The following is a 12,352-nucleotide window of genomic DNA, read 5'->3' on the forward strand; positions in this document are numbered from 1 at the left end:
AAACAAGGCTAGTCAACACTCAGCTAGCCTTGTCGTTTCTTAACTTGAAACAACATCAAATGACTTACTTGGCCACGCACTAAAAAAGCGCCTAAAACATGATATAATCTCTTCCGTCAACGCAAGCTTCACCGGCCCCATTGGTAATGGCGAATATGCCATCCCAATCGATACACTAGGGCTCATAACCTTAAAGTCAGTATTAAGATCCTTTAATTTATTCGGGTATAAGTTATGTGAGAGACAATATTCTGGTAATATTGTCCAACCTTTCGTGCCCAACATCTTGACTATAAGATCTATACTACCAAATGTACTGAGGACTGTTGAGGGACTATTCTCACGGAAACCTACATCTCCTAAACACCTTAATAAATAACATGGCTCCATTATTAGGTCGCTGTGAGAAATATATGATTTGAGTTGTAGGGCAGAGTCTGGACTGGTATAAAACTTCATCGGCAAATCGCACAAAAACGCCCCCCTAATATTTGGGGGCGGTATGATTTTTTGATTTCGCTTGGTAACAGTAATCGCTACATCTGTAGTTTTATTTAAGAGGCTATCGTGTACAAGCCCCTTATCTTGAGATAACACACACAGCGATGTGTTGGGAAATTTTTTGCTAATGTTCTTAATAATTTCTAATACTAAGCAATTAGGAATAACGCTGGCCACAGAGAGGGTCAATTCGGCTTCTTCTTGGTTTGATATTGATTGGCTGACCACATTTAACTGTTCTGCCATCTTTAACATCAAGCTTGCATGGTGCAACAGCCTTTTCCCTCCATCGGTTAGCAGTAAAGGGTTACGCGTGTTGCGATCGAACAATTCAATATTGAGTTCAATTTCTAAGTTATTGACATGCTCACTTAAAGTCGTTCTGCCTTTGTTAAGAACCTTTGCCGCTTTAGAAAATGAACCGTGTTGGGCCGTAAGAACAAAAGCTTCTAACTGATTGATATTTAGTGGTAGGTGCATAATTATTCGCCCAATGACATATTTCAATTATTATGTCCGTATAATATTAGCACCAGATATCATTACCACATAATGCATATTAAGGTATATGACTATGAGGGGGTAGTATAGGTTTCAATCACTAAGCCAACTTTTTTCTGCAATACACTTGAGCTTTTTACGATATACATTAACTGAGTGGTCTTTTATTAAGCGATTTGGCGCGATAGTTTTAACCCAAATAGCTTTAAGGCGAAAGAGAAGCGAAACGTGGTAAAGTCGTTTGACATTATCATATTTTTCTGGATTGCAATGAGACAAATAACGCATATCACCGACGTGTGCGTAACCTCTAAAGTTAGCTGACAACCCATCCTTTAGTTTAAGGCCGATACTTGGTAGCAAAGAAAGCAGCGTAGAAACCAAGCTCAATACACCACTTTTAGGTGGGAACATGGGAACACAATCTGCTGCATTGACAATTCGATATATTGGTGTCGTTATATGCGAAGCCCACTCATGATCGCCGACTCTAGGGGCGCCAAATGTATAACATGCCGCAATACCATTTTTGAACATTAATCTTTTAGCCGCAATAACCGCAATAGCGCCACCCAAACTGTGGCCGGTTACTAGCAGAGGTTTATTTTCGTCTGTGAGGCTAGATAGTGCTAAGGTAATATCGCTCGCCACTTGTTCATAAGCATGCTTAAACCCAGAATGTACTAGACCTTGTGTCTCGCACCTTGTCAACTTAGCATTCGTATCTGACTTTATATCTCGAATACTCGTGGCTTCCGTCCCTCGAAACGCTAGAACATAGTATTGCTCGGTTTCTACCAAAATGGCTTGTGTACCCTGCTTATCAAATGTGTCGATTAGCTCTGCATTAAGATAGGCTAAGCTTTGATTGAGCTCCTTAAACTCTTGTTCATGATCATACGCGAGCCCCTCCACCACAGAAACAAAGGTTTCTAGTTGCCCCATTGAGTTATCAACAACAAGTTTCGACAGCTTATTGTCAATAAATTGTTGTACGCGATTACCCAATATAAACTCATTAAAACGTTTATAAGCCAGCTCAGATAGGCACGACATTAGCCAAGCGGTGCTGTCATTATACGCTTGGTGATAGATGGGTATTGGTTTCTCAAGGAGCTCTTTTGTTCCTTGCTGATAAAGATCCTTCATTACGCTTTACCTATAATTGAAATATTGGGTTTAATTTGAATTTTTACCATCTAGGAAACAGGAGAAATCGTATTACTCAACATAATTATCAAGCTTTTCCATTTTCAACTGTCTACAATGAAATAAGACCAAACATAAGTTTAAATATAACAGTGCGAAATTTGTGAAATCATAAAAAAGGCCAACTAGGGAAGCTGGCCTAAAATACGGTAGTTCTTAGCGTCCCATCCTATGGGGTTTTATCACCTATCGTTATTGTCACCACATTATCTTTCTCGTACCACGTCCACAGGTAATTATAAACATCATTTCCAGCTATCCCGTTCTCATCTTTCACAACACGATGGCTAGACCCAGTGTTTAAATCTACCATCGGCTTATAGCCTTCCTCATCATATCCATACTTGAGTAGTCCTGACGTCTCCCCGTCCGGCGTAGAGAGGATAATCCTATTATTCTGTGTCAGAGGTGAATTGACATCTACGTCATCAGTGAATTCTATATACCCTATCTGATTTCCTATATGTGGAGCCCATACACGGTAGCTTTCGTCAACACTTAATATATATCTTTCACCCGGATATAGCCCAAGACTAGAGGCACCTCCGTAATTATCCTCGTCACGCGTAAGACGAAAGACAATTGGAAGGTTGTTTGGAGTATCGTTATGTATCACGATTTCTTTTGTCTTACTTGGGTCAGCTGCGGGGTTATCCCATGTAGCACCTGCTGGTAAACTTGGCGGCTGTTCACTCGTACTCAGAGGGATACTATGTTCAAGCAACGTGATAACAAACTCGCCTCGGTTATGCTCTGACATATGCTCTGGACAGTAAAATGCAACCAAAGGTAAGCCATCTTCCCTAGGCTCATCTACACCAAAAATATTAAATTGTCCCGTCGTCGATTCATCATAAACATATTTACCATCAGATTCCGCTTGACCAATTGTGCCGTCGTTTCTCAGTCTCACAACTTTAGTTACTCTCAGCGTAGATCGTGCACGCTTAGTTGAATATGCGCTTCGCTCAACCTCTATCCTCCAGCCCCAGTCAACCTGACCACTTGTGGTTAGGCTAGTATCAGTTTTTACACCCCAAACATCGATATACATTACCGTCTTATTCGTCGAGTCACCTTCGCTGTTCGTATCAAGAGCGCTCTCTATCACAACATCAGCCTTACCCTTAGGTAGAATGACTCCTGGCCGATCTGACGTTACCGTGTTATCTGTATCACCTGTCCCTGTAATCGAAGTCATTATGACGCTCTTGGTGTTATTGACAAACGTTATAGGCATAGCATGGAATGTATTTTCTTCCGGAGCCTCCTTGCGTGTAAAACCTATAATGTTCGAAATAAGCCCGATAGTTGAGGATAAAGTATCAACATACCCAGTTCCTTGTTTAATCGTATCATCACTAACAGCCCGGCTTTCCGGGTTTTCCGTATCAATTTCGGCGTCAGTTCGGGTTTCCCAATTATAAATATTAGTGTTTGAGAGTAGTGCTTTTGAGGCACTATCGTCTGTTAGAAGTTTGTAAGTTGTCATTTCATGTATCCTTGTTAATTCGTTGCTGAAGCTCGATTTGAGCCTTTCGTGGAGGGCTTTCCCATACAATGGGCAAGCCTCTCCAAAGGAGAGGCTGCTCGCCTAGGCTAAAGTCTTACGCCAGCGCCTCCGTTATTCCCGTTTTTATCTTGATGTTTGTTCCAATTTTAATGAGCTGAGGCCTTTCAATTTAGCCTCTTCATACGCCTTAACGACTGCTTCAGACAGCTCAACATCAGATCAGCTCTTTGTTACACCACTCTTAGGTAGGCGCATTTTCTGGGCTACTGTCACCAACTGAGATCAGCGCTACATCATCAAGTACATACCATGCATACAGGTACTCATTTGTTGTGTCTCCGTCGATTCCGTCAGTATCGTGGACAGTACCGCCTTCTCCCCTGAATAAGTCCAAGAGAATATTGTATTGGTCGCCGTTGCCTGCATCATATTGTATTGCACCACCTTCACCGTAATCACCATAACCAGGCATCAGTAAGTCGTCGCTCTTACTGCCATCATTTAGGTCCAGATATTTCACTCTTTGTTTTTGATAGTACACTTCGTAATTGGATCCATTCTTTTTCACTGTAAATACAATTTTTTCACCTGGGGGTAGATCAAGATTATCTTCATCATCATGATCAACATAATCTATGCCATAGTGCAGTGTATGTGACCCGTTATTTACGAAGACAATCGTATGTGTCTCCTCCGGGCGTTCACTTAAGTTGGTCCAGGATGGGTATCGCCTCTCAGGGGCCTCCGGGCTGTCTGGATCCCCTATCGTGTTGCCGTCCGCGTTGTATTCATGGATATCTGTGGGGACAAGACAATAGTCCAATGTCATACACTGTGGAGCACTAGTCCAAACAGCCTCATCCGAGCCAAGGTTATTTTTAGATGCTGAAATTGAATTCGGGCTATGGAATCCTACCAGTTGGCATTCACCATCTGGCTTATCCGTTGTCTTCACACTGATCGCAACTGAACCACATTTTTCAGTAACGTCATAGCCTTCTTGTAAAGCTAAACCAGTGGCTTCGACTTCGTCGTCATTAAAGTTTTTACCTCTAACACTAACGGGCTTAAATACAGAATTGCCCATCTGGTATGCACCTTGTCGTAATTGGACAAACTCTATGTCTACCCATCGCGTTTCAGTGTTCAACATTTCTAGCCCATATGGTTCTGCCTCCAATCGGATTCTATGAGGTTTATCGGTTGGCAGTTCTAAATTTTTCCCGTCTGAGTATAGGCTTAGCGTGCATGATTCAAATGGTGCAATTACTTGGTGCTGTGTATTTACTGGTCCACTGGAAAAATCGTGGTAGTGAGGATAAAGGGTTGCAAGTAGTGAGCAGTTACTGTAGTTATTTACCCGAATAGACATTTCCTGAGGTGATTCTTCATCCACTTCTTGATTTTTACCTAAAATTTTTCCAGCCAAACCTACCACAGCCGATGTCAAGCCGATACCTGCTTTCACCGCTCCAGTCACTACCCCCTTTGTAGCAGCCCCATCATCTTGTGGGTTCATTGCGTAAACGATTGGATAAAGCAGAGCTCGACTCGCTTCCAATCCTTCATTTCCTCGGTATAAATCGATTTTAGTCGTCATGTATTTTTCCTCTTATGTTTTCTCTAGTGCGATCATTATTTAATGATTCATATATAACTCTTCTTCAGGTTAATATTTCTTCCTGAAAAAGATTATTTCAGTAACTATAAGTAAACTCTATTCACCCAACCATTCGGCATATTTCTATGGTGGTATCTTCACCGATCAATCTAAATAACTTCTCTCTATCTACATCACACAGAACTGATAACGATGATATTTTAGATTGATCGTTTTCATTAATGATATTTTTTATTTCAGAAATTAAATCCTCATCTTCAATATTAGATAAAAAATCACTCACCATATAATACGCATACAGCTCAGAGGCATTAGAGGCTAAGTAATATGAACTTAATTCCGTTATAGAAAATAAAACCATCTGGAGTGAAATACAGAGTATTAGTGATTTTCTCTCCAAATTCGGAAATAGATCGCTTAGCATAAAATATTTCCTATTTTTTTCATATTTAATCTTTTTAGCTTGGCTTTAAAGCCAGTAATGAGGATTTTAATCCAATGATGAATTCATTGTCACGGTAGTTATAGTCGGACTAACCGACGTTAGATATATCTTTGATTTGGATTTATTGTGCTTGGGTCATCATATGATATTTTAACTTTACGAAATTATTTTTATGAAATAAGAAGATAACAATTGATATATAGTGATTTCATTGTGATTGTGAAGCTAGTCATCTGGTAATCGACTAGTTAGCGCCTAAGTAAAACATTTTCCTCAGGCACTAAGGTTTATTCTCACCAAGCCCTCCAGCCTTCAATGTTCATGTACCCAGCATCAAATTCCTTTGCCATAAAACCAAGCTGGTCCATTGCAATGCCAGTCAATCTAAAACCAAATGAGAATCTATGTGTGTTAGACATAACACAATGCCATAATCGGTACCCATCTACTTGCAAACTACCACAATGAAACGCTCTGATATTCCAACCTTTTCTATCCCAAGATGTATACACTCTTCCATCTAAACCGATATAACGAAAATACGATTTACGGTCTTCGGGTGAATAGACGAAGTAAACTCTAACTGGCGTCGGTGATAAACTTTCGTTGGTGTGCCAAGACATCATTCCTTCGTCTGGCGGGTAAATAAATGAACCTGAGTTTTTGACAGATGTTATCTCAGGAATAGCCTGATATAAGATCGACTCAATTAAAGGTAATGCTTTATGATGAACGAGATGGTAAAGGTAATTATGGTTGCTTAATTTAACTTCACTGCCGCTCATCACTAGAGCTGACTTCAAGCAATCCTCTTCGGTATACCAAGAGTAGGGTCGTAAATTTGGCCGCTTATTATCTAGTGCATTTTTGATAATGTAAGGAAACTCACCTACGGTTTGCTTTAGACTTCTATTGAAGTGCTTTAATTTGTCATGGCTCCAACCGTCCATATCGACCACTCTGACCAAGCAATCTCCTCTGAGTAAACCAATATGGATTGAATCAAAGGATTTACCCATTTTTTCCAGTATATTTTGGTCGAAATAATTCTCGTCCAAGTGCATATAATGTAATTTCTCTTGCATTAAATCTCTCGTAATATCAATGAGATCATAGTAAAGAAACCGTTATGCTGAATTAAATGAGGTTGATCAGTCTTCAGTACTAGAATCCAGTATTCTATGAATAATACTAGAGCAACTCAGCTTATATGGCGAAGCACAAAAGGCATAGAGGGAGACTGCCCCTTATGCTTCATCACTAAAAGCAGGGCATTCTCAAACCAGAGGGGATAACTAGGTTTAATTTATGTGAGGTTAGATAACACTTTCTCACACAAGCGTTTTAGTGAAATTAGTTCATCAGCTTCAAGATCAATCTTGCACAACATATTACTAGGGACTGATTTCGCTGCTTGTTGAAGAGCTCGGCCCTGCTCTGTCAGACTAAGAACTCGCACTCTTTCATCTTCTTCACTTCTCTGCCTAACAACAAATCCTTTGCTTTCTAGCCTTTTCAATAATGGCGTTAATGTCCCAGAGTCAAGATACAGTCGAGTGCCGAGATCTTTAACACTGGCACCGTCCTTTTCCCACAACAGCAACATCACCAAGTACTGTGAATACGTCAGATCTAAGCTTTCCAGCAAAGGGCGATAGGCACGAGTGACTGAATTTGCTGCGCTATACAGTGGAAAGCAAACCTGATCACTAAGAAGAAGCATAGGGTTTTCCGCCTGTTGTATGGATTTTTGAGTGTTATTCATAACGGCTCTTTTACATTTGTTAAATTGCGCACAATATAATTGTATTATAATAAATCTTCGATGTAGGGTTGCAAGTAATTAAATTGCTAACTTAAAAATGTCATTGCGTTTCCTAAACGTCAAATGCCGACCTTCTGGCCGGCATTTAGTCTAATCGACTGATTAAACTTTATGAATATTCCACACGTAGCTTCTTCGCCGCTGACACCATGTTACTCAATGACGCTTCGGTTTCAGCCCAGTTTCTGGTCTTAAGGCCACAATCAGGGTTGACCCATAAACGTTTAGCTGGGATCTTCTCTGCCGCTTTGTTGATAAGACCTTCTATCCATTCTTCACTAGGGATATTAGGTGAGTGAATGTCGTATACACCTGGTCCTATCTCATTGGGGTAGTTAAAGTCTTCAAACGCTTTAAGTAGTTCCATATTAGAACGGGAAGTTTCTATAGTAATGACATCCGCATCTAACGCCGCGACAGATCCAATTATTTCGTTAAACTCGGAATAACACATGTGAGTATGAATCTGAGTTTCTGGGTCCGCTCCAGCTGCAGAAATCTTAAACGCATCCACCGCCCAATCCAAATATTCAGCATGATCACTTTTTTTAAGGGGTAAACCTTCACGAATAGCCGGCTCATCAATCTGAATAATATTGATACCTGCATCCTGTAAGTCTGACACTTCATCACGAAGCGCCAACGCTAATTGGTTAGTAATCTCTTTACGGCTAATGTCTTCTCGTGGGAAAGTCCAGCACAAGATAGTGACTGGTCCTGTTAACATACCTTTCATCTGCTTAGACGTTAGTGACTGAGCGTATTTGGACCACTCAACGGTAATCGGCTTTTCTCGTTCGATATCAGCCACTACAATTGCCGGTTTAACGCAACGTGAGCCATAACTTTGCACCCAACCAAACTTTGTGGTTTGAAAGCCAGCTAAATTTTCCGCGAAATATTCAACCATATCATTTCGCTCAGCTTCACCATGAACCAATACATCCAAATCTAACTCTTCTTGCCGCTTAACTGCATCTTCTATGTGACCTCGTAACGCAAGCGTGTAATCTGATTCAGAAAGTTGACCAATACGATAAGCATTTCGCTGTACTCGGATTTCACTTGTTTGAGGGAAAGATCCTATGGTTGTAGTTGGAAACAGCGGCAAGTCGAGTGACTTACTTTGGGCAAGCGCACGTTGTTCATAAGGAGCACTTCGCTCAGCTTGCGCTTTGGTTACTTGGCTAAGCCGTTTTTGAACCTGAGGTTTGTTAACATGTGCGGCAGTTTTTCGCGCTTTAACTGGAACACTATAGATTTCACAGGCCTCGATTGCTTGTTGATCGCCATCTAGTGCTTTACCCAATAACGCCACTTCAGATACTTTCTGCTTCGCAAATGCAAACCAGCTGCGAACTTCTTCAGAAAGTTGAGACTCTACATCAAGATCAACAGGACTGTGGAGCAAAGAGCAAGAACTTGCTACCCACAATCTATCACCTAATTTATCTTTCACTGGCTTCAACAATTCTAATTGCGCTGAGAGATCAGCCCGCCAAACGTTACGCCCATTCACAACTCCCACTGACAATGCCCAGCCTTGAGGAAGCTTAGACACTAACTTATTGAGCTGTTGTGGCGCTGCAGATAAATCAATATGTAGGCCGTCAATATCAAGTTCAATAACATTTTCTAGTGAGTCTTCCAATGAGTCAAAGTAAGTTGTTAGAAGGACTTTTACATCACTACGAATCACTTGATAAGCCAGTTTAAAAGATTCTAACCAAGGCGCTTCGAGCTCAAGCGATAAAATCGGCTCGTCTATCTGAACCCACTCCACTCCTTGCTCTGCTAACTTAGACAAAATGGTTTGGTAAGCTTTGAGAAGACGCGGCAATAATGTCAAGCGATCAAATCCTTCCTCTACTTCTTTGCCCAAATACAGATAACTCACAGGCCCAAGTAATACCGGTTTTACCTTATGACCTGCTTTAATTGCCTCATTAACCTCTTCAAATAATTGAGGCCAACTGATTTCAAATCTATCATCTTGACTAAACTCAGGGACAATATAGTGATAGTTGGTGTTAAACCACTTAGTCATATCGGATGCAGCCGAGCCACTGCAATCACAATTAATTTGAGATTGTCCTCGCCCTACCCTAAATAGAGTATCTAAATCTGGCAAGCCATCACGGTGGCGTTTTGGTACATGGCCAAGCAATAGGGAGGTTGTTAACACATGGTCATACCATGCAAAGTCACCTGCTGTCACATAACTTAACTCAGCATCAGACTGCGTTTGCCAATTTTTATGTCTTAGTGCAGAACCAACCGATTTCAGTCCCTGTTGATCAATATCACCACGCCAGTATTGTTCAAGCGCAAATTTGAGCTCACGTTGTTCACCAATTCTTGGATAACCTAAAATATGAGTTGTCGTCGCCATGTTACCAATCCTTCTTAGTTTTGAATTTTTTTGCTAGAGCGCGATACTGTTTATCACTACTCAATCGGTAAAGTTTCGACCCTAGCCTGTTTTATACAGAACACCAAAAGGCGTCTAGATGGCTAAACTATCTCGCTAATCTGTTGAAGAAACAATCTCCAATCATTCAACTTGTTTATTAGAAAATTTCATGTGGAACCAAAAACTTGGTATCTGCTTACGGTTACAAATAACATGCAAAAATAGACGTCTAGATGTTTACACATCTTTTTTTTGAGAGTAGATTAGTGATATTCATCTTTAACTTACGTAGTTGAACAAGGCTAATGATAGAGTTTAAACATCTGAAAACAATCGCAACACTGAGAGATACGGGATCATTAACCGCGACTGCGACCACGTTACATCTTACTCAGTCCGCACTTTCTCATCAGATAAAAGATCTTGAAGCTCGGATTGGGGGACAACTCTTTCTACGTAAAACAAAACCCGTCAAATTCACCTCTGAAGGAGAAATCCTGCTTGATCTAGCCAATCAAATTTTGCCACGCTTAATTAAAGCTGAAAATGACCTGGCTGGCCTTAATGAAGATGTTAATGGGCGATTGCATATGGCGATTGAATGTCACTCCTGTTTCCAGTGGCTAATGCCAGCATTAAGAGATTACCAACAGGCATGGCCGAGCGTAACACTCGATTTTTCATCAGGGTTTGGTTTTGAGCCACTTCCGGCATTACTTAACGGTGAACTGGATTTGGTCATCACATCAGATATCCAACCAAGATCAGAGGTCCACTATGAGCCTTTATTTGATTTTGAAATGCGCCTTGTTACCGCTATCAACCATCCGATGGCAAGCCAGAAACAAATTCAACCAGCTGATCTGAAAAACGAAACTTTACTTTCGTATCCAGTACAAAAAAATCGCCTCGATGTGGTCAAACACTTCCTTCAACCTGCTGGAGTTGAACCAGCCAAATGGAAGCAAGCCGACAATACTTTGATGCTTGTGCAAATGGTCTCAGCAGGGCTTGGGGTTGCTGCTTTACCAAATTGGGCTATTCACGAATTTTCCCGTCAAGGTTTGATCAGTAGTCTACCTTTGGGCAAGGGCTTATGGCGTCGATTGTTTGCTGCGACTCGCCAATGTGAAAAAAATAAACGCTACTTACAGGCATTTTATGGCACTGCCAAACAACAATCTAAGAACCACTTAGAAGGGATAAAAATGGTTTAATAACCGCTAAAAAAGTGCCTAACCTGTATTATCTATCGTAAGATTTGAACTGATTGGTTAAGGGATCATAGTGATAGCCAAGATTATCAAGCTTGTTAGTCACCACGGCTGTATCCATTTCATACATGACCACCAGCTCCTCAAAACTACCACATTCGAGCCTTAGCTTCTCGTTGACAATACCAAGTAGGATATTGCTATCCAATCTCGTAACATCACTTAAGTCCATACCTACATCCCCGTATTGACCCTATCTATTAAGCGTAGCGTCAATTGCCAGAATTAGAAGAAAGTGTGCTCTAAAGAAAAAATAGCCGCTGAACGAAAAACATAGCTGAGAACAGGGTAAAAAGTGCCACCCAAAGCTGAACTTTATGTACTGCCTTAGAAAACACAAGATGCCAGCACCAGATAAGAACCGAAGTAATCAATAATGCAAAACCGCTCAGTAGAGCGTGAGTATTATCAACTAACACTTGCTGGTCTATCTGGGTACTTTTCACCAGAACAACCAAGCTGAGCAACATCACTGATACTACTCCAGTAACAGGCAAAATGCGGTGAAAGGCTTGTAAACGAGTCTTTGCTACAGTGAGTAGGAGATGAGAAAACAGCGCGCCAAGCAACAATATCTCAATAATCACCCTAGCAGCAGTCGCAATATCAGATTGTTCGCTTATCACTATACACACGTAAGAGAAGGCTAAGCCATTAGCGAGATGCATAACCCACAATGGTCCCTGTACCCGCGTTTTTCCCGTTTGAACTTGAGAGTAGAAATACGCGATGGCAAATACAACCATCATAGCTTCGATTTTCAGTGATGTGACGGCAAGCCACATCAAGGCAATTGCGGGCAAAACTTTATGAATCCGCCCTCTTTGACCAGGACAGATATCCCCTTTCACCAAAATAAGAGTTGATACTAATTGAGCACCTAAAAGCATAGGTGGAAAAAAGGATATAATAGGCTGAATCATCACTGCCAAAGTTGTAGTTGAGGTATGTGGAAACGGATAATAGCAAACATATGACTCCAACGGCTACTGCCATACTCCTCACGCTTTAGAAAAGTACATACGTAAACCTTTTCTATCTATATGTGAT

At 41.0% G+C, this 12,352-nt stretch carries 11 protein-coding genes; 1 reads left to right on the plus strand and 10 read right to left on the minus strand.

Annotation, left to right across the window (positions count from 1 at the left end; all coding sequences use genetic code 11):
• Nucleotides 1-39: 39 nt before the first annotated feature.
• The 8 genes from OCV27_RS09270 to metE all read right to left on the minus strand — a co-directional run bounded on the left by OCV27_RS09270 (nt 40) and on the right by metE (nt 10,007).
• The gene (locus tag OCV27_RS09270; protein WP_125323199.1) at nt 40-981 is read right to left on the minus strand and encodes a LysR family transcriptional regulator; all 942 of its coding nucleotides are present in this window, start codon (nt 979-981) and stop codon (nt 40-42) included.
• A 114-nt stretch (nt 982-1,095) separates the two neighbouring features.
• Nucleotides 1,096-2,151: a lipase family protein gene (locus OCV27_RS09275; RefSeq protein ID WP_125323200.1), complete on the minus strand. Its 1,056-nt coding sequence runs from the start codon at nt 2,149-2,151 to the stop codon at nt 1,096-1,098.
• 229 nt (nt 2,152-2,380) lie between these two features.
• The gene (locus OCV27_RS09280) at nt 2,381-3,703 is read right to left on the minus strand and encodes a hypothetical protein (protein ID WP_125323201.1); all 1,323 of its coding nucleotides are present in this window, start codon (nt 3,701-3,703) and stop codon (nt 2,381-2,383) included.
• Between the two features lie 262 nt (nt 3,704-3,965).
• Nucleotides 3,966-5,324: a hypothetical protein gene (locus OCV27_RS09285; protein WP_125323202.1), complete on the minus strand. Its 1,359-nt coding sequence runs from the start codon at nt 5,322-5,324 to the stop codon at nt 3,966-3,968.
• A gap of 121 nt (nt 5,325-5,445) precedes the next feature.
• A complete protein-coding gene (locus OCV27_RS09290) occupies nt 5,446-5,769 on the minus strand; it encodes a hypothetical protein (RefSeq protein ID WP_337969049.1) in 324 nt (107 codons plus the stop codon).
• A 314-nt stretch (nt 5,770-6,083) separates the two neighbouring features.
• Complete coding sequence (locus OCV27_RS09295; RefSeq protein ID WP_125320163.1) at nt 6,084-6,875, minus strand: general transcription factor IIH subunit 2 family protein; 792 nt, start codon at nt 6,873-6,875, stop codon at nt 6,084-6,086.
• A 221-nt stretch (nt 6,876-7,096) separates the two neighbouring features.
• Nucleotides 7,097-7,555, minus strand: a complete 459-nt coding sequence (gene ohrR, locus OCV27_RS09300; protein ID WP_125320164.1) for a transcriptional regulator OhrR — start codon at nt 7,553-7,555, stop codon at nt 7,097-7,099.
• A 169-nt stretch (nt 7,556-7,724) separates the two neighbouring features.
• A complete protein-coding gene (gene metE / locus OCV27_RS09305) occupies nt 7,725-10,007 on the minus strand; it encodes a 5-methyltetrahydropteroyltriglutamate--homocysteine S-methyltransferase (RefSeq protein WP_125320165.1) in 2,283 nt (760 codons plus the stop codon).
• Nucleotides 10,008-10,333: 326 nt separating this feature from the next.
• Between metE and metR the strand changes: the two genes are divergently transcribed.
• Nucleotides 10,334-11,245: an HTH-type transcriptional regulator MetR gene (gene metR / locus OCV27_RS09310; RefSeq protein ID WP_125320166.1), complete on the plus strand. Its 912-nt coding sequence runs from the start codon at nt 10,334-10,336 to the stop codon at nt 11,243-11,245.
• A gap of 28 nt (nt 11,246-11,273) precedes the next feature.
• Here metR and OCV27_RS09315 read toward each other — a convergent pair whose 3' ends face one another.
• Nucleotides 11,274-11,474 carry a DUF4250 domain-containing protein gene (locus OCV27_RS09315; RefSeq protein ID WP_125320167.1) on the minus strand — a complete coding sequence of 67 codons (201 nt, stop codon included), beginning with the start codon at nt 11,472-11,474 and terminating at the stop codon, nt 11,274-11,276.
• A 70-nt stretch (nt 11,475-11,544) separates the two neighbouring features.
• Nucleotides 11,545-12,225, minus strand: a complete 681-nt coding sequence (locus OCV27_RS09320) for a hypothetical protein (RefSeq protein ID WP_125320168.1) — start codon at nt 12,223-12,225, stop codon at nt 11,545-11,547.
• Between the last annotated feature and the right edge of the window lie 127 nt (nt 12,226-12,352).

The sequence above is a fragment of the Vibrio pectenicida genome (assembly GCA_024347015.1).
Lineage (GTDB): Bacteria > Pseudomonadota > Gammaproteobacteria > Enterobacterales > Vibrionaceae > Vibrio > Vibrio pectenicida.